The 25,342-nt window shown below is 33.0% G+C and carries 23 protein-coding genes and 1 pseudogene; 15 read left to right on the forward strand and 9 right to left on the reverse strand.

Translation table 11 applies throughout. The features are described 5' to 3' along the window. Positions 1-39: 39 nt before the first annotated feature. From ACR9ES_RS02225 to ACR9ES_RS02240, 4 genes are read right to left on the reverse strand one after another with little or no spacing between them, the layout of a single operon-like run. Entirely contained in the window at positions 40-600 is a 561-nt protein-coding gene (locus ACR9ES_RS02225) for a DUF4252 domain-containing protein (protein ID WP_435254940.1), read from the reverse strand. A gap of 55 nt (positions 601-655) precedes the next feature. Continuing rightward, positions 656-1,171 (reverse strand): DUF4252 domain-containing protein, encoded by a 516-nt coding sequence (locus tag ACR9ES_RS02230; protein ID WP_435254941.1) that lies wholly within the window; start codon positions 1,169-1,171, stop codon positions 656-658. A gap of 40 nt (positions 1,172-1,211) precedes the next feature. Beyond that, positions 1,212-1,682 carry a hypothetical protein gene (locus ACR9ES_RS02235; RefSeq protein WP_274634871.1) on the reverse strand — a complete coding sequence of 157 codons (471 nt, stop codon included), beginning with the start codon at positions 1,680-1,682 and terminating at the stop codon, positions 1,212-1,214. Next, complete coding sequence (locus ACR9ES_RS02240) at positions 1,669-2,178, reverse strand: RNA polymerase sigma factor (protein ID WP_028891866.1); 510 nt, start codon at positions 2,176-2,178, stop codon at positions 1,669-1,671. Before ACR9ES_RS02240 ends, ACR9ES_RS02235 begins: the two co-directional genes overlap by 14 nt. A 250-nt stretch (positions 2,179-2,428) precedes the next feature. Here ACR9ES_RS02240 and ACR9ES_RS02245 point away from each other — a divergent pair, with 250 nt between their 5' ends. Further along, positions 2,429-3,877 carry a S41 family peptidase gene (locus tag ACR9ES_RS02245; RefSeq protein ID WP_435254942.1) on the forward strand — a complete coding sequence of 483 codons (1,449 nt, stop codon included), beginning with the start codon at positions 2,429-2,431 and terminating at the stop codon, positions 3,875-3,877. 61 nt (positions 3,878-3,938) lie between these two features. On the opposite strand, the gene ACR9ES_RS02250 is transcribed toward ACR9ES_RS02245, so the two are convergent. The 3 genes from ACR9ES_RS02250 to ACR9ES_RS02260 are packed head-to-tail and all read right to left on the reverse strand — an operon-like array spanning position 3,939 to position 6,541. Beyond that, positions 3,939-4,661, reverse strand: coding sequence for a hypothetical protein (locus tag ACR9ES_RS02250; RefSeq protein WP_435254943.1), 723 nt, complete (start codon positions 4,659-4,661; stop codon positions 3,939-3,941). Between the two features lie 30 nt (positions 4,662-4,691). Then, a complete protein-coding gene (locus ACR9ES_RS02255) occupies positions 4,692-5,585 on the reverse strand; it encodes a DUF72 domain-containing protein (RefSeq protein ID WP_435254944.1) in 894 nt (297 codons plus the stop codon). A gap of 2 nt (positions 5,586-5,587) precedes the next feature. After that, positions 5,588-6,541 (reverse strand): patatin-like phospholipase family protein, encoded by a 954-nt coding sequence (locus tag ACR9ES_RS02260; RefSeq protein WP_274640001.1) that lies wholly within the window; start codon positions 6,539-6,541, stop codon positions 5,588-5,590. Between the two features lie 64 nt (positions 6,542-6,605). On the opposite strand from ACR9ES_RS02260, the gene ACR9ES_RS02265 reads away from it, so the two are divergent. The 10 genes and pseudogenes from ACR9ES_RS02265 to ACR9ES_RS02310 form a co-directional block, all read left to right on the forward strand. Next, positions 6,606-7,655 carry an oxidoreductase gene (locus ACR9ES_RS02265; protein ID WP_435254945.1) on the forward strand — a complete coding sequence of 350 codons (1,050 nt, stop codon included), beginning with the start codon at positions 6,606-6,608 and terminating at the stop codon, positions 7,653-7,655. Positions 7,656-7,731: 76 nt separating this feature from the next. Further along, entirely contained in the window at positions 7,732-10,674 is a 2,943-nt protein-coding gene (locus tag ACR9ES_RS02270) for an amidohydrolase family protein (RefSeq protein WP_435254946.1), read from the forward strand. 19 nt (positions 10,675-10,693) lie between these two features. Continuing rightward, complete coding sequence (locus tag ACR9ES_RS02275; protein ID WP_435254947.1) at positions 10,694-11,992, forward strand: amidohydrolase family protein; 1,299 nt, start codon at positions 10,694-10,696, stop codon at positions 11,990-11,992. Positions 11,993-12,298: 306 nt separating this feature from the next. After that, positions 12,299-13,090 (forward strand): TrmH family RNA methyltransferase, encoded by a 792-nt coding sequence (locus ACR9ES_RS02280; protein WP_274634880.1) that lies wholly within the window; start codon positions 12,299-12,301, stop codon positions 13,088-13,090. A 74-nt stretch (positions 13,091-13,164) separates the two neighbouring features. Continuing rightward, a complete protein-coding gene (locus tag ACR9ES_RS02285; RefSeq protein ID WP_435254948.1) occupies positions 13,165-14,265 on the forward strand; it encodes a tyrosine-type recombinase/integrase in 1,101 nt (366 codons plus the stop codon). A gap of 162 nt (positions 14,266-14,427) precedes the next feature. After that, positions 14,428-15,150: a hypothetical protein gene (locus tag ACR9ES_RS02290; RefSeq protein ID WP_435254949.1), complete on the forward strand. Its 723-nt coding sequence runs from the start codon at positions 14,428-14,430 to the stop codon at positions 15,148-15,150. A 13-nt stretch (positions 15,151-15,163) separates the two neighbouring features. Beyond that, on the forward strand, positions 15,164-16,936 hold the full coding sequence (locus ACR9ES_RS02295) for an amidohydrolase (protein ID WP_435254950.1): 1,773 nt from the start codon (positions 15,164-15,166) through the stop codon (positions 16,934-16,936). A 172-nt stretch (positions 16,937-17,108) separates the two neighbouring features. Beyond that, on the forward strand, positions 17,109-18,065 hold the full coding sequence (locus ACR9ES_RS02300) for an META domain-containing protein (protein ID WP_435254951.1): 957 nt from the start codon (positions 17,109-17,111) through the stop codon (positions 18,063-18,065). A gap of 622 nt (positions 18,066-18,687) precedes the next feature. Next, positions 18,688-19,104, forward strand: a complete 417-nt coding sequence (locus tag ACR9ES_RS02305) for a DUF2541 domain-containing protein (protein WP_138259771.1) — start codon at positions 18,688-18,690, stop codon at positions 19,102-19,104. A 383-nt stretch (positions 19,105-19,487) separates the two neighbouring features. Then, a pseudogene (locus tag ACR9ES_RS02310) lies at positions 19,488-20,066 on the forward strand (amidohydrolase family protein); the annotation flags it as partial. A gap of 41 nt (positions 20,067-20,107) precedes the next feature. On the opposite strand, the gene ACR9ES_RS02315 reads toward ACR9ES_RS02310, so the two are convergent. After that, complete coding sequence (locus tag ACR9ES_RS02315; RefSeq protein ID WP_138259772.1) at positions 20,108-21,172, reverse strand: DUF481 domain-containing protein; 1,065 nt, start codon at positions 21,170-21,172, stop codon at positions 20,108-20,110. A 175-nt stretch (positions 21,173-21,347) separates the two neighbouring features. Between ACR9ES_RS02315 and ACR9ES_RS02320 the strand changes: the two genes are divergently transcribed. Both ACR9ES_RS02320 and ACR9ES_RS02325 read left to right on the forward strand, forming a co-directional pair. Continuing rightward, positions 21,348-22,061, forward strand: coding sequence for a hypothetical protein (locus ACR9ES_RS02320; RefSeq protein ID WP_138259773.1), 714 nt, complete (start codon positions 21,348-21,350; stop codon positions 22,059-22,061). Between the two features lie 204 nt (positions 22,062-22,265). After that, positions 22,266-22,736 (forward strand): hypothetical protein, encoded by a 471-nt coding sequence (locus ACR9ES_RS02325; protein ID WP_435254952.1) that lies wholly within the window; start codon positions 22,266-22,268, stop codon positions 22,734-22,736. Positions 22,737-22,760: 24 nt separating this feature from the next. Here the strand turns inward: ACR9ES_RS02325 and ACR9ES_RS02330 are convergent, their stop codons facing one another. Next, on the reverse strand, positions 22,761-23,726 hold the full coding sequence (locus ACR9ES_RS02330; RefSeq protein WP_435254953.1) for an IS110 family transposase: 966 nt from the start codon (positions 23,724-23,726) through the stop codon (positions 22,761-22,763). A gap of 384 nt (positions 23,727-24,110) precedes the next feature. On the opposite strand from ACR9ES_RS02330, the gene ACR9ES_RS02335 reads away from it, so the two are divergent. Together ACR9ES_RS02335 and ACR9ES_RS02340 are read left to right on the forward strand one after the other, a co-directional pair. After that, positions 24,111-24,482, forward strand: a complete 372-nt coding sequence (locus tag ACR9ES_RS02335; RefSeq protein ID WP_099570149.1) for a transposase — start codon at positions 24,111-24,113, stop codon at positions 24,480-24,482. After that, entirely contained in the window at positions 24,440-25,333 is an 894-nt protein-coding gene (locus ACR9ES_RS02340) for an IS3 family transposase (protein ID WP_435255614.1), read from the forward strand. Before ACR9ES_RS02335 ends, ACR9ES_RS02340 begins: the two co-directional genes overlap by 43 nt. Positions 25,334-25,342: the final 9 nt, after the last annotated feature.

Consider the following 25,342-nt stretch of genomic DNA (forward strand, 5'->3'; position numbering starts at 1 on the left):
GATAATCTGATGGCTTTTTAATATTTTTAATAATGGCGGTTACTCTGCTTTATCTGAGACTATATCACTATCTCCTAAAATCATTTTAAATTGTTTTAGATCAACATTTCCTGCATCGAAATTAGCTTTCTGCATCATTCCCATAATTTTGTTAACATCCATGTTTTCTCCTAAAACACGTGCTACACCTACTCCCATTCCTTTTCCATAACCAAAAGCTACAATTTCGTCGATAGAATCTGCTTCACCTAAATAATAAATTGCTGCATTGGCTCCGTCTTTTTTAAATTTCATCAACTCTTTGTAGTTTGATTTCTTTAAAATAGATTTTAACCTCTCTTTTTCAGCTTCATAACTTGCCTCGTCTAAGTTTTTATACGGAACACCTGTAACATTTATTTTTTTTATGCTTTCGTAGGCTTTTTTATCTTCTTCAGAAGCTTTATCCATGCTTAATTGAAGTGCACTTGCTGGTAAGTCAAACGACATGAAACCTTCTTTGTCTTGACTTTCTACCAAATAACTTTGTAACGATTCTGTTTTACAAGAAACTGTTACAAATGCTATTAGTAACATTGAATATATAACTAGTTTTTTCATTGTTTTAGTTTTTGATTGAAAGCAGCATTAACGAATTAACGCTGCTCTGTTTGTTTTATTTATCTTTCTTTCCGTCTTTAGAAAACGTTTCTGCTAGTTTAGACATTTTGTTAATATCTATATTTCCTGTTAAAGAAACAATTACTGACTCTGGTGATCCGTTTTTAGAATCTTTGTCTTTTACAAACATTAACACTTCACTTACAAAATCTTTGTTTTTAGTTGTCTTAACATAAATCTTTACACGAGAATCTTTGTCTTTTACTCGCATTAACTCTATTAAGTTACTTTTTCCTACTGCTGATTTTACCATATTTTCCATTTGAGCTGCTACGGCAGCATTTTCAGTAGAAAAAACTTTTAATTCTTCTAAGTCTTGAATCATCTTAAAAACTTCTATTGCTTCATTATCTTCAGACTCTACTTTAAATTTTGATAAAATTTCAAAAGCATCTTTGTTTACAACAACTGATGAAACTTCATCAATATCTTCTAACTTATCAAAAATTGATTGTCCGAAACTTAAGTTAGATACAAATGTTAATGCTAATAATACTATTACTTTTTTCATGATTTCTTTTGTTTATAAGTACTTGGTTTTAGTTTCTTTATTAATTTACAGTGTTTATTACTTTATTTACTGTTTCTTCATAGGTTTCTAAATGTTCAATTGCATCACTTCCCTTTTTTAGGTTGTTTGAAACGGCATATATAGCTTCGTTTCCTTTGTTTAAATTGACTGAAACTAGTTGTAACGCTTCTTTAATTTGCGCAAACTGTTTACGTTGTTGATACTTTTGGTATTCTTCGTTACCTATAAATACACTAAATAGTAAGACTACTGACGCTGCTACCGACAACCATTTCCAGTTCTTCTTAGTTTTCTCAGGTTTTAACTGAATGGTTTGGGTAAAGGTTTCATCTTTACTTTGTTTAAAATAACCAAACATCATACTGTACTCTTGCAAATGAGGTGCCACATTGTTTGAGGTAAAATACTCTTGTAGCATCTTTTCTTCTTGCAACGTTGTTTCTGCGTCTAGATATTTTTCTAATAACTTCTCTATGTTAGCTAACTCCATAGTTATGTTTTTTAATGAGTTCTTCTCTTATTGTTTTTCTCGCTCTTGATAACGCTACCCTTACAGCGGTAGGTTTCATATCTACCATTTTGCATATTTCATCAAAATCATACTGTTCGATATCACGTAACTGAATGATTATTTTTTGCTGTTCTGGTAATTTTTCAATGAGCTGATGTACTTGGTTTACACTATCGTTATGTTCTACTTTCTTTTCTAGCGATGTTTCTTTTTCTTTATAATTGCTATGCACTAATGTTAAATTACTTGCTTGCTTCGATTTTAATCGATCATAACAATAATTTTTTGTCATCGTCATTGCAAATGCCTCTACATTTTTGTAGTCGGACAGTTTTTCTCGATTCCTCCACAATTTAAAATACAATTCTTGCGTAGCGTCTTCAGCTTCTTCTGTAGAAACCAACAATCTTTTCGCTAAACGAAAGACTTTGTCTTTAAATGGTAATACAACTTTTAAAAAGTCTGTTTGGTTCATTGTTTAGTTGATTAATTGCGTAATCCTTTAAAATAAACACTTCTTATTTATCAGGCTTACATAACTACGACGAAGCAGTTTCAAGTTTGTTACATCAATAATAAAAAAAATAATATTATTCGTTAAATTGCGTTGGTATTACAGTTAGCACATTCCTTATAAAAGTCCATAATGGGCATTTAGGTATACCACACTCACATAACTTGATTAAATCATTAATAAAACAAACAATTACAAAAATCTAAAATAGATGAAAATAGTAAAAACAGCCCTTATTCTCTTATTTTCTATACTTATTGTTTCTTGTAGTGAAAAAGATGATGCCCCTAAAAACATAGAAGTTCAACATTTTGTTTGGAGAGGCTTAAATGCATACTACTTATGGCAAGATTTAGTTCCTGATTTAGATGATAGACGTTTTAGTAACGATAACGAAATATATAGTTATTTATCGGGCTATGATGACCCAGTAGATCTTTTTTATAGCTTATTGTATATGGATAATGAATATCCACAAGACCCTAATAAAACTTATTCTTGGATTGTAGACGACTATATTGCCCTTGAACAGGCTTTTGCAGGTACACGATTAACAAGTGGTATGAAGGCTATAGGTGCTGATTTTTCTGACGGTTCTGGTGGTTATTATGTCTACGTATACGATGTTGTTAATGGCTCTGATGCTGAAATGCAAGGAGTAACTAGAGGTATGATTATTACTGAAGTTAACGGAACAACTTTAACTAGGGCTAATGTAAATGATTTATTTGCCAATGAAACATTTACCATTCATTTGGCGGATTATAACGGAGGAAATCCTATTAGTAATGGAACAACTATCACAGTTAACAAATCACAAGTAACTGAAAACCCTGTTAAAGTAAGCAATGTAATTACAAATGGGGGTCATACAATTGGTTATTTACTCTACAATCAATTCTCTAAAGATTTCGATGGAGATTTAAATGCCGAATTTGCCAACTTTAAAGCTGCCGGAATTACCGATTTAATTATCGATTTACGTTACAATGGTGGTGGTTCTCTACAAACCGCTACCTATTTAGGTAGTATGATTACTGGACAATTTACTGATGAGTTGTTTGCAAAACAACTATGGAATCAAAAAGTAATGAACTCTCGCCCTGCTGAATCATTCATCAACAATTTTACGAATCAAATTAAAAATACAAATTCGCAAGGAACTATTGTGTTAGAAGAAACCATTAACAGTTTGAATTTAACAACGGTATATTTTATTGTTTCTGGTAATTCTGCCTCAGCTTCTGAAGTCGTAATCAATTCTCTAAAACCATATATTGATATTAAGCTGGTAGGAGCTCAAACTTATGGAAAGCATGTTGGTTCGATAACTTTATACGATTCTGACGATTATACTCGATATGGAGATAATTTAAAAAGTCATACTTGGGCTCTACAGCCTATTGTTTCTGAAATTCAAAATGTTGATGGAGAAAATTCTCCTGAAGGATTTACTCCTGATATTCTTATAGATGAAGATCCTGGGAATTTAGGTGTCTTAGGTGATCCCACAGAACCTTTATTAGAAAGAACAATACAATATATTACAACAGGAGCTAAAGGACTACCAACATTGCGAAAAGGTTATCAAATTTCTCCATCATGGAATTCAAATATGATGCGCCCTGATTATAACAATATGTATGTGGAGTTGAAATAAAGAACAAAACGATATAAAATAAAATCCAGCTTATTCAGCTGGATTTTATTTTTCTGAACAACTAAGGTCTTCTTTTGTTATAAACTTTATTGTTTTCCCAAATAATATCTTCAATCGTCGCTTTCGAACAACATAATTTATTTGAGAGTTCTTTCAAACTTTCAAGCTCATAAATATCTCCATACGCCATTTGTAACTCATGTGTCATAGATTCTAAATCTTGATAAATATATGATATTCTTTTTCTAAACTCATTAAGTTTTTCTTCATTCAAACATGTATTTATCTCATTGATATTTTCTTCAGACCAATCAAAACTATCTCTGGTAAGTAAAAATTCAGACTCTTCTTTATTGGTCGCCTTAAAACCTAATTTTAATGCTACTTTTTTAGAATTATGATAGTTTAATTCTCCTATTTCTGATTTAGTGATAGTAATTCTTTGAGTTTCTAAATTTTTATTATCATCATAAAATATGTAAGGTAAAATAGCACTTCTTAAAGCATTAACTAGATATCCTTTTTTTCTATTTTTTGGTGTAATGTACCAATGTAAATCTGAATACATATCTACTACAGCACCTACAAATTCCCCATTATCATTTTTAATAAAAAAAAAGTCATAATAAGTTAATGAAAATTTAGGTTCATTTCTTAAATCATTTTTCTTTTGCCTTACTTTTGACACAAAAACATACTCACTAATTTGTCTTAATAAAATAGTATCTTTAAACTGACCATTATTCAACCTGTCTATAAATTCTTGTATATTTTCATTTGTCATAGTTATTATTAATATTCGTTAGCTTTTTTATTACAACAAACTCATTTGTTGATTATTTTCTTCATTAGGTATTTTTAAATTAACTCCTAGTTCCTTATTCAACTTTTTTATAAAATATGCTGCTAACAAAGGAGATTCTACTTCTAAATTTTGATGAATGAAAAAATTAATATTTTGTAATCCTAAATCGCTCCACTCTTTTAGTCTTTCTACCCACTCATCTAAACGTGAATAATCTGTTGGATGATTTGCTCCTACATAACGTATAAAAGCCTCATTATTGGTCAATCTCATGTGTACCATATCCCGTCTACCTGCCGTATCAACCAGTACATTAGCTATATTATTTTCTTCTAACAACTGAGTGAATTCATCAAACACTTCTATATCTTCAAACCAATCAGGGTGACGAACTTCTATGGCAAGCGGAATTCCATTAGGCCAACTCACAGCAAAATTTTGTAGTTTATCAAAATTTTTAGGTCCAAAATTAGAATGTAATTGTAAAAAGATGGTTCCTAATTTTTCTTCTAAATTTGAAGCATTATCTAAATAAATATTCACCGCATCTTGAACACCTTCTAGTCGTTTCCAATGGCTTATCTCCTGCCCTAACTTTGGAAAAAACTTAAACCCTTTTGGAGTCTTTTCTTTCCATTTAGCAAATTGTTCCGCAGAAAATTGACGATAAAAAGTAGCGTTTAATTCGATAGAATTAAATTGCTTCGAATAATATTCTAATTCATCTTTTGTGCCTCTCGGATAAAACCCTTTTAAATCGGCTTTGTTCCACTTAGCACATCCTACAAAAACACTTGGTTTATCACTCTTTTCATAAGAACTTAATAACTCTATTGTTTTAGGGTGAGTTTCAGGTAATGTAAAATCTATTAACTCAGGGTGTTCTACCTTTCCAAACTTCATACTTAATTGTTTTCTATTCCTTCTTCGATTTCCTGATTATCTACCATTTCTGGTCTAAACTCTGTCATTCTATCATCATTTAGCTTTTTAGCATAATTATATCCTGACTTCCACCATTGTTTCATTTTCTCTTTATCAAATACTAGAGAATTTGTAGTTAAAACCGTTGGTGTATAGTATAAATTTAACTTTACATCGTGCTGTTTTGCTGATAGTTTTCCTATGGTAATATTATGTCGCTCTACATTTTCTAACATGAAATCAAACGTGTCCATCATCAATGAAAATGGGTTCTTTGCTGGCAATCTATTCATTTGTGTTACCTCGGTAGCCAAAATTACTGCATCTACCTCTGTAGCTCCTCTAGAAATTGCCTCTCGTATAGGTATTAAACTTCCAAAACCTCCATCTGCATACTGACAGTGATCTTTTTCTAACAAACTCATAAACGGCACATAATTACATGAACCCCAAATCCAATCGCAAAAATCTTCATATTCGCACTCTAAAATCGACTTGTATTCAATTTGATTCGCTGTTAAATTGGAAACTGTTACTACAACTTCTTTGTTCAATCTTCTAATCTCATCATACATTTCTTTGGTTATGCTATTTTTTATGAGCTTACGTAAATTTTTACTCTCCCCAAAGGTTTTACTTCCATTTAAAAAGTTCCAAAACGTGTTTCTATGTCTTATTGACACCACCTTTTCACCATGTACTGATTTTACTCTGAACGGACTGTTACTAAAAATAGCTTTTTGATCTACCGAAGTATATACCTCTTTCAATTCATCAACCATACCTAAAGCCAAATGCGATACCATTAAACTACCTGTAGAAGTACCTAAAAGCATATCGTAATCTTTATTTTTATGCTTCATTAAGTATTGTGCAACTCCGCCTGCAAACGCTCCTTTACTTCCTCCTCCAGAAATTACCAAGGCTTTTTTCATTGAATTAAGTTTGATTTATCTATTTTTAGTTCTGTAAAAATATCAAAAAAAAGCAACCAAACACATGAAACAACTATCTGTACTTTTCTTTCTCTTTTGCGTGTTAATTTCTTGTAAAACTGAAAAACAATACACCCCAAGAACTATTAACTCTGTTACGATTACAGAAATAAAGCGAGACAGCACTAGCATTAGAGCTATACTAGCTATTGATGCCAATAAACTAACCTATGCTGGTTCTATAGGAGATATTACAACCACTGAAGATGGAGGTAAAACTTGGAGCACTCAAAAACTGAAATACAATGATTCTATCATCCCACATTTTAGAAGTATTGCTCAAAATAATAACAATGTTTTTGTTCTATCGGTAGCTAATCCAGCTCTTCTATACAAAAAAAGTCAAGAAGAGTTTCAATTGGTTTATATTGAAAAAAATGAAAAAGTATTTTACGACAGTATGAAATTCTTTGCCGATGGAAAGCACGGAATTGCAGTTGGTGATCCTACAGAAGATTGTCCATCTATTATTCTTACTTCGGATGGAGGAAATACTTGGACTAAACTACCATGCTCTCAATTACCAACTTTTGAAGAAGGTGAAGCCTTTTTTGCCGCTAGTAACACCAACATTTCGATAGTAAACAACGCGGTTTGGATTGGATCTGGAGGAACAAAAGCACGTATTTTAAAATCTACCGACTTTGGAAACACTTGGGAGATTTTTGACACACCAATAGTTCAGGGAGATGGTCCACAAGGAATTTACTCAATCGATTTTTACGATGAAAACCACGGAATCGCCATCGGAGGAAACTATTCAAAACCTGAAGATAATCTTGCTAACAAAGCAGTTACTTCTGATGGAGGAAAAACATGGACACTTGTAGCTAACAACACGAACCCTAATTATAAAAGCTGTGTGCAATATGTACCTAATACTAACGGTAAAGAAGTTTTTGCGGTTGGAAAAACTGGCGTTTCATTTTCTAATGATGGTGGACACACTTGGACGGATGTTAGTAAAGAAGAATACTATACTATTCAATTTGTAGACAGCAATACTGCTTGGTTATCAGGTCACGAAAAAATTGGGAAATTAATTCTTAACTAATTCTTAATGTTTTGTTAAAAGGAATTTTATTCCTTTTTTACTACATACTTTTATAAACTAATCAACTCAATAATCAATGAAAAAAATACTATTCTTACTCTTATCCTTGTGTATTAGTAGTTCTTTTGCACAAGAGTACTTTCCTACTAACACAGGAGTAAAGTCATCCAAAAACAATGTGTATGCATTTACCAATGCTACCATTTATGTTACTCCTAATCAAGTAATAAAAAAAGGAACATTACTTGTAAAAGACGGAAAAGTGGTTTCTGTAGGAAAATCTGTTTCCATTCCTAACGAAGCACAAACTATCGATCTTGATGGCAAATCTATTTATCCTTCTTTTGTAGATGTTTATACCACTTTTGGTATTGAAAAACCAAAAAGAGAAGGTGGTCGCGGACAAGGACCTCAATACGATGCTGGCAGAAAAGGATATTATTGGAACGATCATATTCGTCCTGATGTAGATGCTGCTGCTGAGTTTAACTTTGATGCTAAAAAAGCCAAAGAATTATTGTCTTTAGGTTTCGGTGCTGTTAATACACACGTAGCAGACGGTATAATGCGAGGTAACGGAATGCTAGTTGCCTTAAATCCGAACAATACTGACGCGTATCGAATTCTAGATAAAAAATCAGGGAACTACTTGTCGTTTTCTAAAAGTGTAAAATCACGTCAAAGTTACCCAACTTCACGTATGGGAACTATGGCTTTACTGCGCCAAACCTATTTAGATGCTGATTGGTATGCTAATGGAAATGCTAAAAATACTGACTTAGCTTTAGAAGCTTTAAATAATAACAAAAACTTACCACAAATTTTTAATGCAGGTGGTTATTTAGATAATTTACGAGCTGATAAAATTGGAGATGAATTCGGTATTCAATACACTATCTTAGGTGGAGGAAATGAGTACGAAAGAATTAATGATATAAAAGCAACCAATGCTACTTATATCCTTCCTATTAATTTTAGAAAAGCTTACGATGTATCTAACCCATTTTTAACGGATAAAATTGCGTTGAGTGATATGCGCGCTTGGAATCAAGAGCCTTCAAATCCTGCTGTGTTTGCTCAAAATAAAATTCCTTTTGCATTAACTACACATGATTTAAAAAATGTAAAAGATTTTAATGCTAATTTACAAAAAGCCATTGCTCACGGATTAGATAAAACTACTGCTTTAGAAGCATTGACAACGGTTCCTGCTAACATTTTAAATAATACTAAAATAGGAAACTTAAAAGCTGGAAGCTATGCTAACTTTTTAATTACTTCTGGAGATATTTTTGATTCAAAAACTACCCTATTTGAAAACTGGGTTCAAGGAGCTAAGAATGTTATCAATCCAATGGATATCAAAGATATTACGGGTAATTATGCCTTAAATGTTAATGGTTCAACGTATACCATGGCAATTACAGGTTCAGGAGCTAAACAAACTGCAGAAATTAAAAAAGGTGAAGAGAAAATCAATTCAAACTTTTCATTTGCTAATGATTGGATAAACATCACTCTAAGAGAAGGTGATAATTTTACACGCTTAACGGGTCAATTAGACAATAAACAAATTAAAGGTACCGCTATTGATAATAACGGAAACGAAAGTAAATGGTCAGCTACTTATACTTCAAAAGTAGATGAGAAAAAGAAAAAAGATAAAAAAGACGACAAAACACCTGAAGTTTTTGCTGTTTCTTTCCCTAATGTAGGTTATGGTAACGCTGCTAAGCCTCAAAACGAAACTATTTTAATTAAAAATGCTACTGTTTGGACTTCTGAAAACAACGAAGTATTGAACAATACTGACGTGTTAATCAAAGACGGAAAAATTTCAAAAATAGGATCTAATTTATCTAGTAGAGGTGCAAAAATTATTGACGGAACAGGTAAGTACCTTACCGCTGGTATTATTGATGAACACTCACATATTGCTGCGTCAGCAATTAACGAATCAGGTCATAATTCTTCTGCTGAAGTAACTATTGAAGATGTGATTAATCCTAACGATATTAATATTTATAGAAACATCGCTGGTGGTGTTACTTCTATTCAAATTTTACATGGTTCAGCCAATCCTATTGGAGGACGCTCTGCTATTATTAAACTAAAATGGGGAGAAAATGCTGACGGATTATTATACAACAATACCCCTAAATTTATCAAGTTTGCTTTAGGTGAAAACGTAAAACAATCTAACTGGGGAGATTCTAACACCATTCGTTTCCCACAAACTCGTATGGGAGTTGAACAAGTATATATCGATTACTTCCAAAGAGCTAAAGAATACGATGCTAAAAAGAAAAGTGGACAACCGTATCGTAAAGATATTGAGTTAGAAACCTTAGCTGAAATCATTAACAAAGAGCGTTTCATTTCTTGTCACTCTTATGTTCAATCAGAAATTAATATGTTGATGAAGGTAGCTGAACAATTCAACTTTAACATCAACACATTTACTCATATTTTAGAAGGATATAAACTTGCTGATAAAATGAAAGAACACGGAGTTGGTGGTTCTACTTTCTCTGACTGGTGGGCATACAAGTATGAAGTAAACGACGCTATTCCTTACAACGCGGCAATTATGCACAACCAAGGAGTTACCGTTGCTATTAATTCTGATGATGCTGAAATGTCTCGTAGATTAAACCAAGAAGCTGCTAAATTGATAAAGTACGGTGGAATGAGCGAGCAAGAAGCTTGGGCTACGGTAACTATCAATCCTGCAAAATTATTGCACTTAAACGATCGTACAGGAAGTATTAAAGTTGGTAAAGATGCCGATGTAGTTCTATGGAGCGGAAATCCTTTATCTGTGTACTCAAAAGCAGAGAAAACAATTATTGATGGAGCAGTATACTTCGATATTGAAAAAGATTTAGAAAAACGTAAAGCTATCAAAGCAGAACGTGCTAAATTGATCAATATGATGTTACAAGAGAAGTTAAAAGGTGGTAAAACACAAGCTCCTAAGAAAAAAACTCAAAAATTATTTCACTGTGATACAGAATAAGAACTTAAAAATACAAAACATGAAAATTAAATTAATATATAGTTTGGTATGTTTCTTATTCTTAGGAAACATGCTAGCCCAACAAACACCAGCACCTAAGCAAACTCAAGATTATTCTATTGAAGGTGCTACGGCACATTTAGGTAATGGAGAAGTGATTGAAAACTCTTTAATTATGTTCTCTAACGGAAAAATTAAGTTTGTAGGAAGTGCTAAAATGAAAATTGCCCGCATGGGTACCGTTATTAATGCAAAAGGAAAACATGTATATCCAGGATTTATTGCTGCAAACACCTCTTTAGGATTAGCTGAAATAGATGCCGTTCGTGCTACAAGAGATGTTGACGAAGTTGGTACCATGTTGCCTCACATACGTAGTATTATAGCTTACAATACCGAAAGCAAAGTAGTAGAAACGATGCGTCCTAACGGAGTGTTAATGGCACAAGTAGCGCCTCGTGGTGGAGTTATCTCTGGCACCTCTTCTATCGTTCAACTAGATGCTTGGAATTGGGAAGACGCTTCTATCAAAACTGATGACGGAATTCACATGAATTGGCCTAATGCTTTTAGCCGTGGTCGTTGGTGGATGGGGGAAGATCCTGGTTTAAAACCAAATAAAAACTATCAAAAAAACATTGAGGAATTTAAAGACTTTTTTGCCAACGCAAAAAGCTATTTAGCCAGCAATAAGTCTACTAAAAACTTACCTTATGAGTCTTTACAAGGTGTTTTAAACGGTTCTCAAAAAATGTTTGTACACGTATCTGGTAAAAAAGGAATTACCGACGCGGTAAATACTTGTAAAGAATTAGGTATTAAAAACATCGTAATCGTACGCGGACAAGAAGCTGAAAAAGTAGCCGATTTATTAAACGCTAACAACATTCCTGTTATTTTAGAACGTGCGCACCGTTTACCTAATGGTGAAGATACTGATTATGACAGACCTTATCGTGCAGCTAAAATATTAGCTGATGCAGGTATCTTAGTAGGTTTAGGTATGGAAGGAGAAATGGAACGTATGAGTACGCGTAACCTTCCTTTTTATGCAGGTACTTACGCTGCTTACGGATTAGATAAAGAAAAAGCAGTTCAGCTAATTACAGGTAATAATGCCAAGATATTAGGAATTGATGATAAAGTAGGTACTTTAGAAGTTGGTAAAGATGCTACCCTATTTATTTCTGAAGGAGATGCTTTAGATATGCGTACAAATATTTTAAACGAAGCTTTTATTCAAGGAAGAAAGATTAGTTTAGAATCGCACCAAACCAAATTATGGAAACGTTATTCTGATAAATATAAAAATCAATAGAACGTCATTCTGAGGAAGTTTGGCGAAGGAATCTAGATAACAATTCATCTAGTCATTTCGAGTAATAGCTAGAAACCGCAAGGTTCAGTGAAGCTAAATCTAATTCAAATTTCTCCTTCCATTTCACTTATGTTTGAAATGACAATAATTTTTTCTCAAAAAAGCTCGGGCAACCGAGCTTTTTTTATCGTAGAACGATAGCCAAATAGTTAATTTATTGTGACTTGACTTTAAATCATTTCTTTTCTACACTCATGTATTTCTCTCTAGGTAATTGATTAAGTCTATATTCGTATTTTTGCAAGAATGAAACAGATTAGCAGTACACAAAACGCCTATATAAAAGAGCTTTTAAAGCTTCAAGAAAAATCGCGTGAACGTAAGAAAAAAGGACTTTTTTTAGTTGAAGGACAACGCGAAATTTCGTTAGTACTCAAAGGTGGATATGAAATTGACACTGTACTTTTTGTACCTGAACTTTTCACAGAAGAAAATCTAACTGAAATAAAAAACCAAACGGCTAATTGCATCGAAATTACGAAAGAAGTATATCAAAAACTTGCCTATCGCGATACTACCGAAGGCATTATTGCTGTGGTTAAATCTAAAAGTTTTGATTTAGACGCTATTGAATTCAACACCACTACTCCACTCGTTTTGGTTATGGAAGGTATTGAAAAGCCAGGAAATATAGGTGCGATGTTACGTACTGCCGATGCTGCGAATGTAGATGCTGTTTTTATTGCAAATCCTAAATCGGATATATTCAATCCCAACATCATTCGCTCTAGTGTAGGCTGTGTGTTTACCAATCAAATTGGTGTAGGTTCTTCTGAAGAAATTATTGCTTTTTTACAAAAGCACAACATCCATATTTATAGTGCTACGCTACAAAACTCAAACGAATACCATAAAAACGACTACACAAAAGCTACGGCTTTGGTAGTAGGTACCGAAGCTACAGGCTTAACACAAATTTGGCGAGACGAGGCTACTCAAAATATTAACATCCCAATGCAAGGTGAAATTGATTCCATGAATGTATCGGTTGCTGCAGCTATCTTAACTTTTGAAGCCAAACGACAACGAGGGTTTTAACAATTGTGCTTATAAAGCCCTTATTATCAAATAAAATATTTTTTTGCTATTTTTGATAGTGTAATAGTTGCAGTATGAAAAAGTTATCCAAAGAAATTACCTTATGCCTCTTTAATCATAAAGGACATTTACAAATTGCTATTAAATTTGGCTATCATGATGATATAAAGACATCTATAAAATCTATTGAAACGTTAAAATGGAGTAAAACTCATAAAACTTTTTACATTCCTTATTCATTAAAAAACGAAGAAAAACTTCTTAAGCATATAAAAAACAACAATTGGAGCGTCATAAATTCTCTTCCTCAAAAAAATGATATACACACGGTTATTATTCCTTATGAAAAATTGACTGATATAAAACGATTTAAACGTTGGCTTCAAGAAAAAAGGTATAGTGAAAATACTGTAAATACTTATATTGAAGTAGCTCACTTTTTTATTAAATATTGTGTTTTAAAAAACAACTTTGACTATAACAAAAGGCTAATAGAGCAATTTAATTACGATTTTATTGTACGAAAAAACCGATCTATTTCTTACCAAAATCAATGTATTAACGGTATTAAAAAATATTTAGAATATAAAAACTTAGAAATAGAGAGCTTAGCTATTCAACGTCCTAAAAAAGAAAAGAAATTACCTGTGGTTTTAAGTCTTTCGGAAGTTAAGTTGTTATTAGATAACACTCATAATTTAAAACACAAAACCCTGCTTAGCTTATTGTATTCTGGCGGATTGCGAATTGGTGAAGCCTTACAATTAACGTTAAAGGATATTGATAGTAAAAGAATGCTTATTCATATTAAAAATGCAAAAGGTAAAAAAGATCGATACACATTATTGGCTCCTTCATTTTTAACTTTGTTACGAACATATTATAAGCAATATAAACCAACCCATTTTTTATTTGAAGGAAAAAATGGGTTGATGTATTCGGCTACGAGCTCGCAAAAAGTATTAAAGAAGAGCTTACACTTATCAGGAATTCATAAACCTGTTACTTTACATACTTTACGTCATAGTTTTGCTACACATTTGTTAGAAAACGGCACTGATATTCGCTATATTCAAGAGTTGTTAGGGCATAGTAGTCCGAAAACCACGATGATTTACACGCATGTTTCTAGCAAGAAATTATCAAATATTAAAAATCCTTTTGAGAATTTATAAATTTTTATTATTTTTGGTTTAAATGAAAAAATTGCTTTTAAAAATTGCTGAATCATAGTCATATAAAAAACAATTATTATTCCGCATATCCTTCCAAAAAAGGAAGCTATAAAGCAAAAATATACGTATATAAACTAGTTGGCAACAATTAAAACTTAACTGATGAAAATAATAATATGCATTTTGACTGTGTTACTGTTTTTTGAAAATATCTTAGCCCAAGAAACGGAAGTAGATGCTTCAAAACCTACTAATTTATACACTCAAATAAATACTGTTTTGGAATATCAAAACCATAAATCTGGAGATAACATTTATGGTACAAGAATAAATGCACAGTATACTTTTGACCCTGATAATCTACTGTTAGTTGAATTCCCTCTGTTATACAATTCAGGCACAGAAGAGTTTGGATTGTCAGATACACGAATAAGATACTTTCATGCCGCTAAAAGGAATCTATCAAAAAACATAATTGCCATTGCACCATATGCAGACATAACCATTCCAACAGGAAAGTTTGATAAAGGATTAGGCAGTAGCTCTTGGACACTTTCTGGAGGGTTAGTAGTTGGAATGGTGCTTACAAAGCAGATTGCCTTGTTTCCTGGCATCGGATATGTTCATATCACAGAACCTTCAAAATTTGATGGAGAGTCTCAAAATGGCATTAACATTCAAACCAATATGAGTGTCAAATTTAGTAAAAGAGCTTTTGTATTTGTCAACCCAATTGTAACAATTTTAGATGATGCATTGTGGTCAGGAGAGTTCAATTTTAACTATATGGCAAAACCCAATAAGCTAAAACTAAATATTGGATATTACCCCTTATTCACGCAAAATGTACATACCATTAGAACAGGGGCAACTTTTTATTTCTAAAACAATAATTAAAATGAAAACACAACATTTATTACAGGTAAGCCTATTTGTTATATTATTATCGGCATGTAACAACGATACTAAAAATAATCAAAGCAAGACAAAAGCCGTAGCAGAACCCTACAAACTACAACAAACCATCTACTATGGTGGAGATATTATCACAATGGAAGGAGATGAACCCGAATACGTGGAAGCTGTAGTACAAAGAGAAGGCAAAATCATATTTGTGGGTAGCAAAGAAGAAGCCTTTAAGCAGTTTGAAGGAAAAGCAAAAAAACACAACCTTAACGGAGAAACCATGATGCCTGGGTTTATAGAGCCCCATGTTCATCCTTCAATTGCAGCTACTATATTACCCAATGACATTATTGCTCCATATGATTGGGTTTTACCGACGGAGACAAAAAAAGGTGTTTCTGGGCATGATAATTACATTGCTAGAATCACAAAGTCAATTAATAATAATGCAACCGAAGACGCTATTTACTTCATTTGGGGTTACCATCAGCTATGGCATGGAGAGCTTAATCGGGATATTTTAAACAAAATAGCGCCTAATAAACCCATCGGAATTATACACCGTTCCTTTCACGAAATATTTGTGAATGACGCTGCTATTGAAAAAATGGGTATTCAAGAAGGTGACTTCAATGACCATCCGCAAGTAAACTGGAAGAAAGGACACTTTTTTGAAGGAGGATGGTTAGCATTAGTACCTAAAGTTGGGCATCTGTTCTTTGCTAAAGATAAATACTTAAATGGATTAAATCAAATGTCTCAGTTAATTCTAAAAAATGGTATTACTACCATAGCCGAGCCTGGTTTTCCGAGTTCAAATTTTGATTTGGAATACAACTATTTAAAAGCAGAAATGGACAAAAAACCTCCTTATGACATCTACTTAATTCCTAATGGAACACAGTTATACGGCATGAATGGAAACAGCAATGAGCAAGCTAAAGACTATGCTGAAGCTTTGGCAGAAAAATATAATACTGATAATATTAAGTTCTTGCCCAAACAAATAAAACTCTTTGCTGATGGGGCAATATATTCACAGCTTATGCAAATGAAAGATGGTTATACAGATGGTCATCACGGTGAATGGATGACACCACTCAACCTATTTAAAGAACAAATGAATTTGTATTGGGAAGATGGGTATAAAATACATATCCATGCCAATGGCGATTTAGGTATACAAATGGTGGTAGATAATGTAGAAGAATTACAGAAGAATATTTATCGCACAGATCACCAACTCACCTTACACCATATGGGTTATTTTACTGATAAAATGGCTGAACAAATTGCAAATTTAAGAATTGAGGCTTCTGTAAACCCTTATTATTTATGGGCATTAGCAGATAAGTACTCTGAAATAGGCTTAGGAAAAGATAGAGGAGAGCATCTAGTAAGAACAAAATCTTTGGTTTCCCGAAGTATTCCAGTATCCTTTCATTCAGATTTTGCCATGGCACCCATAGAACCTTTAACTTTAGCTTGGACCGCCATCAACCGTGTTACTTCTGAAGAGAACAAATTCTCACAAGACCAACGACTTAGTGTATTTGAGGGCATGAAAGGAATAACTATTTCTGCGGCAAGGACGCTAAGTTTGGAAGATAAAATTGGTTCTATAAGAGAAGGAAAGCAAGCAGATTTTGTTTTGTTGGATAAAAATCCTTTTAAGATAAATTCAATCGAAATTAAAGATATTAAAGTGAAGGGCGTAGTTCATAAAGGGCAATTTCGTATCAATAAGACTTCAAACTTAAAATAACCTAAAACTGTTGCCAACAAAGTATATACGACAATGCTCCCTAAACGGTCGCACTGCGTATATACTAAGCCGTTGGCATCAATTAAAAAAAGTAAAATCAATAATAATGAATCTGACAAAATTACTTTTAATTTTATTTTTACTGGTACTAATTCAATCATGCTCAAACAAAATGAATAAAGTTTTCTGGGTAAGCGGTATAAAAACCGAATGTTCTGCGGGAGCAGGGAAAATGCAATGTTTAAACATTTATAGGGGAGAAGATATAAACAACCCTAATTGGGAAAACTTCTATGCTTCTATAAAAGGCTTTGAATTTGAAGAAGGTTATCTTCAAAAGATTGAGGTCAAGGAAACCCGATTAGATAAAAACGAAGTACCTGCTGACGGCTCTTCTATTAAATACGAACTTATAAAAGTATTGGATAAGCAAAAAGATATTCGCTCAGAACTGAACGGTGATTGGACTTTAGTAAAACTGAACAATGCACCACTTAACAGAATGGTAGCTATACCAACTATCACCATTGAACTCTCTAAAAAAGTATTGGCAGCAAATGGAGGTTGCAATAATTTTACAGGTCAAATAGAGACTCTGACTGCTTCCGAAATATCTTTAGGAACAGTGGCAGGTACTAAAAAAGCGTGCATCAACAAAAATGTTGAACCTGAGTTTCAAAAAACACTTAACTCCATATCGACTTATCAAATACAAGGCGAGACGGTTATATTTTTTGATAAAACGGAAAAGAAAATTCTTGAATTCATAAAAGAAAAGCCAAATAATCCAAATCAAAGACTTCATGATATTTGGGTAACTACAAGAATAAATGGAAACCCCATTAACCGTATGTCACCGATACCGAGAATGGAAATTAACCTAACCGACCTGAAGGTGTTCGGATATGATGGATGCAATCAATACTCAGGAGGGATAAAGAAAGTGACCGAAAACCAAATTGTTTTTGGAAATCTTGCCTCCACCAAGAAAATGTGCCATAAAATGGATACTGCTGAGGCTTTTATCAAAGCAATTAATCAAGTAGCCTTTTATAAATTAGAAGGACTGAATTTGATTTTGATGAATGAAGAAAATGAAGAAGTATTGGCTTTTCTAAAAGGAGATTAAAAAGAAGATAACTGATGCCAACAATGTGCAAAATGCCAACATCCTCCAAACGTCGGTTACTGCATTTGCACAAACCGTTATGGTCACAATCAGCTGAAGCTGACTTGCGTGGCTACGTGCTGCGCACTCCCGCCCCACAAGCAAGTGTGACCATAACGACCTGCTAAACCAAATTGCTAAAACCCTTTCTATTATCTACAGCTCCAGCTGACGCACTCAAGTGCTCAACGTGCCATAACACGGAGCTAAATGCAATTTGGATCAGGCACTCTAACTCCCAATTCAATAAAATGGCAATCCACGATAGCTGCGCCATCTAATTGACAAACAATGCCATGATGCCAACAGTCCAATATCATGGCATTTTTATCCATTTTATTGTATCTTCGTTATCATACCTGAACTGCGTTTAGCAGGTCGTTGTGGGCAATTTAAACCAACCGCCTGAAGCTAAATGGCTTAACCGAAATTAAGAATAAATCCTATCACCAAGATCAAATCTGGTATGGTTGTACAGTTCTTTTTGACCAAAAAGGTTATGATTAATTTAAATAAGTTGGATTGAAAACACTCAAAGAATTGAACCGCTGTTGTCGGTTAACAAAATTAAAATATCAATAAAATGAAAAAAAGTATTCTATTAGCTCTGGTATTGATTGTTGCGTTTGGGCTTCGTTCCTTCGCGCAGTCTGAAGAAAAGGGTTGGATAAAACTATCGGAAAAAACTGTGTCTTACATGGCTGAAACAGATAAAGTCAATATGCTTGGCAAAAAACAAAACATTTCTACAATAAAGTTAAAGTGTATTCGGGGAACCGTTAAGCTTAAAAAGCTACGCGTCAAAATGTCCGACGGCACAGAAAAAGAATTCTCTCCAAAAGGCACCGGTGTTTTTACCAATGGGATGTCATCTTTTGCGTTTAAGCTACCTGGAAATGATACTAAATTAAAAGAATTAGAAATTGATTATGACTCAGCTGGGAATATCATATTTACTAAAAGGGCAAAAGTTGAAATATGGGCCAAATTACGAGAATAAATGAAAGTAAACGTTTGAAAAAGTAAGCTTTGGCCCACTTGTTTATTTTTGATGAAAACTCATTAAAAATAAATCCAATGCAAATACATTCAACAAAGATTACAGAATGCATAGAAGAAGGCAAAAGCGTTTATAAAAATGATTAAATAGGAATTATTATGTGAATAAAACGTAATTAATTACTTGCTGTGCTTTGCATCTTTTTAACACTTGATGAATCTCCATAGGGAAGAACAGTTTGGCAAACTCAGCCGTATTTAATTCCACCAGATGGGGCAGACCTAGATTACAGCGGTTATCCAGCAATTCCTAGTGATAGTGTTGTGACGTCATTGTATAAAAAAGCGTTTAAAAACAACTGTTAAGTTTTCACCCATGGCAATGGTGATGCGGCAATGGACCAGATGATACGTACAATGAAGCCTGCCATAGAAGAATTTGGAAATGATGACCGAAGAAGTGTTCTTATCCACGGTCAATATGTTCGGGAAGATCAACTTGATTCTTTTATGGAATTGAATGTCATTGCTTCATTATTTCCGCTACATACCTATTACTGGGGAGACTGGCACAAACAGATTATTGGAGATAGCCTTGGAAACTCTATCAGTCCTACCAGAACAGCCTTGGATAAAGGTTTGAGGATAACCATCCATACAGATGCACCTGTAGCCCTGCCAAATTTAATGAGGATGGTCGGGATTTCAGTTGAGCGAAAGTCCCGTTCAGGTCAAGTGATTGGTGCGGATGAGAAGACAACTCCCTACGAAGCGCTCAAAGGCATTACAGATTGGTCAGCCTATCAGCATTTTGAAGAAGACACCAAAGGAACTCTTGAAAAAGGTAAGCTTGCCGACTTAGTTATTCTTGATAAAAACCCTTTAAAAGTGCCTGAAGAAGAAATAAAAAACATTATAGTTTTAGAAACTTATAAAGAGGGTAAACAAGTTTATAAAAGGTAACCCTAATACCAAGTTTGGTGTTTTTTTGATTGTAGTAGAATTTACCATTCCCAGCCAAATCCTGTAGTAAAGATATAATCTAATGCTTTTCCTGCTTCAGCTGGTCTATTATCATAATTGAGATTATAACCTGCTCTGATGTAAAAATCCTCAATAAAGAGATCATCATACTTTACATCGAATCTAAAGTCTACTCTAGTGCGACCAGACTTAACATTGGTATCTGAAAAAATTGTAGGGTATAGAATTATATTGGTGAAAAGCTCTAAATCACCGAGATCATATATGTTTAATTCTGTTTTCAAAAATCCCTCAAATGATTTTCTATTCGGTGTTGTTGTAGTAATTCCTTGCTCTGGATTTAAAATAGGTAAGAAGCTTTCAGTATTATACGCAAAACCAGCCAAAACATTCCAATACATCGTATTAGAATATTTTAAATAATTACCAATTCCCATTTTACTTGTTAAGCGTAAGTCTAAGGATTGTTCTGTATTTGATAGTAGATTTACGCTTGCGCCAAGAACCCAATCTTCAGGCAAAATATAGAGAAATTCAATTCCAGCATCATTTCTCCGTATATCTGACGCATCATCTTGTTTGGTCAATAACGTGTTATAAAATAGTCTAGTCGTCCACTTATCCGCCAAATATCCCATCCTTAAATTACCGTTTAGTTGTTGTTGGTTATTAGCTTTAGTTAATGTGAAACCAAAATCTATATTAGCAGAAAGACGGCTTAAAAAACCACTATCTATACTTTTTATGTAAACAACATCACTTTGATTAACAGTTAGGTAATCCCCTTCCCCTTTGTGAATTATTAGTTTTCCAATACCTGAACTTTTTAATGTTCCATTAGTTCTTAGCCCATCAGAAAGCGCTATGAAGTAACGCTGAGTTGCCTTTAATTCTTTAACGTCTTTCCATTTAATTTTAAAATCTGAGTCTGAATATGATGGTTCAATAGTCAAAACACCCTTGAACATACTTTTTAAGTCTCCTACAATAAAATCTCCGTTATTTAGCACGAGAGAATCATTTTGTGAGAAACTTGTATAGTGAATAACAAATATTAATAAGAAAAGTGTGAAAAGTTTATTCATTATATTTAAAAAAAATTTATGAAAACATTCTATTAATTAGTAAATATAAAATTTTTGTTTATTTAAATAATAATAAAATGTAAATGTTGTACATAACAAAGGCGAAAAAAGCATTATAATAATTGTTGTCTTGTTATTAGTCTTTTACTAAAGAATTCTCTCAAAAATAAATAATATGAAATATAAATTTTTAAGTTTGATCTTGATAGCTTTCTGTTTTCATAGTATAAAAGCACAAAATACAAAAGAAGAAATAGACCCTTCCAAGCCTACTAATCTTTACACACAAATTAACACATTAGGTGAATATAACGCTTATGACGGTTTTGCAACTTATGGTACAAGAGTTAATTTTCAATATGCTTTCAATCCTAATAATCTTTTATTAGGAGAAGTACCGCTATTGTATAATGATGCAACAAATGAATTTGGGCTTTCAGATGTTAGATTGCGTTACTTTAACGTAGTAAAAAGAAATATATCAAGCACTATTATAGCCATTGCGCCATTTACTGATATTACAATTCCAACAGGTTCAGCTGAAAAGGGTCTTGGCTCTGACACCTGGTCTATTGCGGTAGGTGGAGTGGTCGGGCTTGTTTTGAATAAAAACATATCCTTGTTTCCTGGAGTTAATTATGTGTATTTAACAGAGCCTAAAGAAAGTGGTTTAGGGTTTCAAACCAACATGAGCTTAAGTTTTAGTAAACAAGCATTTGTGTTTTTAAATCCTATTGTTACAATGTTTGATTTTGACACTATTTGGCAAGCTGAAGTTAACTTTAACTACATAATTACCCCAAATAAATTTAAAGTCAACACAGGGTGGTATCCTAATTTTACAAATGATATAAATACAATTAGAATTGGAGCAACGTTTTTTCTTTAGGATAAGAAAATAATATTTCAAAAGAATCACATAACCAGATAAAAAAATATTGCCAACAATGCCTATAAGTAATTGCTTAGTCCCACCTACTTCTGAAAATCCTCTCGGATTTTCAGTTTGGTTGTATTTCCAAAGTTAAATTCTAATACACGCAAATACTCATAGCCTAAACCGTTGGCTACAATTACCAATCACACGCAAAAAATGAAAAATTGGAATAAAATCGGAAAAATAAAAAGTTTAGTGATTATGATTCTTTGTGTTTTATCATTATCTCTTCTGAGTTTTAATGGGGAAACTGAATCAAAAAATGACTTTCACATCGTAACTATTATTCTGACTTTTTTATTCTTTGCTCTATTCCTTCCCTTAATCTCAAAATTTTGGAGTTTATTCGGATTCAAATTTGAAAAACCGAATTGGAATGAAAATCCTATTACTTTTAAATTCTCAAAGAGTTTTAATTTTTTTCAATTTATTGCTTTTTGGTGGATAAGTTCGGGACTTGTAAATGTTATAGTTGTCGGAGTTTTTAATCAAACATTTGATGGAGAAAGCACGAATTTATTTGTTGGGGGAATTAGTATTTTAATCGGAATAAAATTAAGCTTGAAATGGCTGAACAAAAGTGAAAACGGAAAAGAAAAAACTGTAGCCAACAAAGAACTGAGGTAAAAAACAAGTAAATTTTATACTTTTTTAAACCAAAGTACTTTTATAATTTGCATCATAAGGCAAACCACTTTTTACTATTGCAAAAGCTTGTTTTAGTAGCTTATTACACACCGCTATTAAAGCAAGTTTTTTACTCTTACCCTTAGCTACAATTCGGTCATAAAGTTCTCTACATGTTTTGTTGTATTTACAAGCATTAAAACTACACATAAACAATAAATTTCTAAGCTTTGGATTACCCATTTTACTTATTCGAGGTCTTCCTTTTATACTACTGCCTGACTCTCTAATAACAGGAGTTATACCTGCGTAACTGCACAGCTCCTTTGCCGAAGTAAAGCGCTTAAATCCATCGGTAAAAACTAATAACATTAATGCTGTTTTACCTCCTATTCCTGGAATAGACTTTAATAAAGTCACCTCTTCTTGATAGCTCTTTTTTACATTCTCTAGCAACAAATCTTCTAATTTAACCATCTCTTTTTGTATATTTTTTAGTTGCCTTTTTAAGGAACTAACTACCAATTTTGATGGAGTTCCTAATACTGATTCGCCATGAAGCTTATTCTTTAATTGAGTAGATTGTTTCGTATAAACACTCAACAAACGTACTATTTGTAAACATTCTTGTTGTTCCTTGCTTTCTCCTTTCCATATAGAAGGGGCTTGACTTACACCATAATTATATAGCTGCTTTGCATCACTCTTATCCGTCTTTACTTTTGATAAATTCATTTGAATAAAACGTTTTATCTTCAACGGATTTTCTACAGATACCAAAACTCCTTTTTCTGTTAAAAAATAAGCTAATCGTACATGATAATACCCTGTGGCTTCCATTATACAATGAGTTAAATCACTTGTGATTAACAACAGCTCTTTAAAGCCTGATGTGTTATTTGTAAACTGATACCAATTACCTTGATAATCATACACATCTAAAACATCTTTACTTACATCGATTCCTAAAAATTGTTTATTTTTACTCATAAGAAAAAAGGATTGGAAAGAAAAATAACTATTATCAATTCAACAACTTGAAATCGAGATCTTGGTCTCACAGAACTGAACGAATTTAAAGTAGTAAAGCGTAGGGACTATCAATGTTGACGAAATCTAGGTTTCAACGTATATCATAACCTTACTCTACGCTTTTTTCTTTCTGGTTTTTATTACTAAATTTAAACAATTGCTAACTTAAGATGTATAACCGCAATTACGGCGGATTCGACTACGTCCGAATCCACTCGGAATTGCTAACATCAGTGCTAAACCGAAAAATTTGCGTACTTTAACCCGTAACTGACGGTTATACGAAACCGTTGTGTAGCATTATGACCCGTCCTGAATAAAGGCTACATAATTTTAAACATTATGTATAAAAACGACAAAGTCATCAGACGGTATTCAGAACCTTTTAAACTGAAAATTTTAGACGAACTTACAACTGGAAAACTAAACAAGTATCAATTAGGTAAGGCATATGGTATTGCACCAACTACCATTAATGAATGGATCAGGAAGTACAACCGTAAAGACCTTATGAACACTAGAATAACAGTGAAAACCAAAGACGAAATAACACGTATAAAAGAACTTCAAAAAGAGATTGAACAACTTAAAAAACTCTTGTTAAAGAAAGATCTGGATGCCATGATTCAAGATTCATACCTGGAAGTTGCTGCAGAAGACCTTGGTTATAAATCGGTTGCCGAACTAAAAAAAAAGTTAAATATAGAGCGGTAAGTAAAACTAAAGACAAAGCTAAAGGATTTGCGTCTTTAACCACTATTTGTAAGCCTTTCGGGATTAAACGTGATGCTTATTACAAGTATAAATACAGAGCTGATAAACGTTTAAAACTTGAACAACAGGTCATTCAAATTGTAAACCAAAAACGTAGATCCTTGCCTAGAGAAGGTGTACGTAAACTCAAAATATCTTTACAAAACGATTTTGATAAAGCTAACCTCAAAGTAGGCAGAGACACGCTTTTCAACATCCTTAGAAAACACAATATGCTTATAACCAGAAAGAAACCTAGCTATAGAACTACCAACTCTTTTCATAGGTTTTATAAACATAAAAACATCATCAAAGATTTACTTGTTAATAGACCTAATCAAGTCTGGGTATCTGATATTACCTATATCAGAACCGTAAAAGGATTTTGTTACTTGGCGCTCATAACCGACATGTATTCAAGGAAAATCATTGGCTATGACCTTAGTGATAGCCTTGAGCTTAGCGGTTGTGTCAGAGCGCTTAAAAAGGCTTTATATCAAGCTAAAAACACTCAGAACCTTATACACCACTCGGACAGAGGAATACAGTATTGTAGCAATCTATACACGCAAATTTTAAAGAGAAAAAATATCAAAATTAGTATGACAGAAGAAAATCATTGCTACGAAAATGCTATTGCTGAACGTGTAAACGGCATCCTAAAAGACGAGTTTTATCTCGACCAAACCTTTAATAGCGTACAACACGCAAAAAAAGCTACAAAAAGTGCTATTAATCTATACAACCAAATTAGATTACATGTATCTTTAGATTATAAAACACCAAATATGGTATACAAATTAACAGCCTAAATCAATTTT

The organism is Tenacibaculum sp. A30, assembly GCF_051200845.1.
Lineage (GTDB): Bacteria > Bacteroidota > Bacteroidia > Flavobacteriales > Flavobacteriaceae > Polaribacter.

Coding starts and splice junctions, on each gene's coding strand:
- ACR9ES_RS02225 (WP_435254940.1), bottom strand. CDS start 600: ATGAAAAAACTAGTTATATATTCAATGTTACTAATAGCATTTGTAACA.
- ACR9ES_RS02230 (WP_435254941.1), bottom strand. CDS start 1,171: ATGAAAAAAGTAATAGTATTATTAGCATTAACATTTGTATCTAACTTA.
- ACR9ES_RS02235 (WP_274634871.1), bottom strand. CDS start 1,682: ATGGAGTTAGCTAACATAGAGAAGTTATTAGAAAAATATCTAGACGCA.
- ACR9ES_RS02240 (WP_028891866.1), bottom strand. CDS start 2,178: ATGAACCAAACAGACTTTTTAAAAGTTGTATTACCATTTAAAGACAAA.
- ACR9ES_RS02245 (WP_435254942.1), top strand. CDS start 2,429: ATGAAAATAGTAAAAACAGCCCTTATTCTCTTATTTTCTATACTTATT.
- ACR9ES_RS02250 (WP_435254943.1), bottom strand. CDS start 4,661: ATGACAAATGAAAATATACAAGAATTTATAGACAGGTTGAATAATGGT.
- ACR9ES_RS02255 (WP_435254944.1), bottom strand. CDS start 5,585: ATGAAGTTTGGAAAGGTAGAACACCCTGAGTTAATAGATTTTACATTA.
- ACR9ES_RS02260 (WP_274640001.1), bottom strand. CDS start 6,541: ATGAAAAAAGCCTTGGTAATTTCTGGAGGAGGAAGTAAAGGAGCGTTT.
- ACR9ES_RS02265 (WP_435254945.1), top strand. CDS start 6,606: ATGAAACAACTATCTGTACTTTTCTTTCTCTTTTGCGTGTTAATTTCT.
- ACR9ES_RS02270 (WP_435254946.1), top strand. CDS start 7,732: ATGAAAAAAATACTATTCTTACTCTTATCCTTGTGTATTAGTAGTTCT.
- ACR9ES_RS02275 (WP_435254947.1), top strand. CDS start 10,694: ATGAAAATTAAATTAATATATAGTTTGGTATGTTTCTTATTCTTAGGA.
- ACR9ES_RS02280 (WP_274634880.1), top strand. CDS start 12,299: ATGAAACAGATTAGCAGTACACAAAACGCCTATATAAAAGAGCTTTTA.
- ACR9ES_RS02285 (WP_435254948.1), top strand. CDS start 13,165: ATGAAAAAGTTATCCAAAGAAATTACCTTATGCCTCTTTAATCATAAA.
- ACR9ES_RS02290 (WP_435254949.1), top strand. CDS start 14,428: ATGAAAATAATAATATGCATTTTGACTGTGTTACTGTTTTTTGAAAAT.
- ACR9ES_RS02295 (WP_435254950.1), top strand. CDS start 15,164: ATGAAAACACAACATTTATTACAGGTAAGCCTATTTGTTATATTATTA.
- ACR9ES_RS02300 (WP_435254951.1), top strand. CDS start 17,109: ATGAATAAAGTTTTCTGGGTAAGCGGTATAAAAACCGAATGTTCTGCG.
- ACR9ES_RS02305 (WP_138259771.1), top strand. CDS start 18,688: ATGAAAAAAAGTATTCTATTAGCTCTGGTATTGATTGTTGCGTTTGGG.
- ACR9ES_RS02315 (WP_138259772.1), bottom strand. CDS start 21,172: ATGAATAAACTTTTCACACTTTTCTTATTAATATTTGTTATTCACTAT.
- ACR9ES_RS02320 (WP_138259773.1), top strand. CDS start 21,348: ATGAAATATAAATTTTTAAGTTTGATCTTGATAGCTTTCTGTTTTCAT.
- ACR9ES_RS02325 (WP_435254952.1), top strand. CDS start 22,266: ATGAAAAATTGGAATAAAATCGGAAAAATAAAAAGTTTAGTGATTATG.
- ACR9ES_RS02330 (WP_435254953.1), bottom strand. CDS start 23,726: ATGAGTAAAAATAAACAATTTTTAGGAATCGATGTAAGTAAAGATGTT.
- ACR9ES_RS02335 (WP_099570149.1), top strand. CDS start 24,111: ATGTATAAAAACGACAAAGTCATCAGACGGTATTCAGAACCTTTTAAA.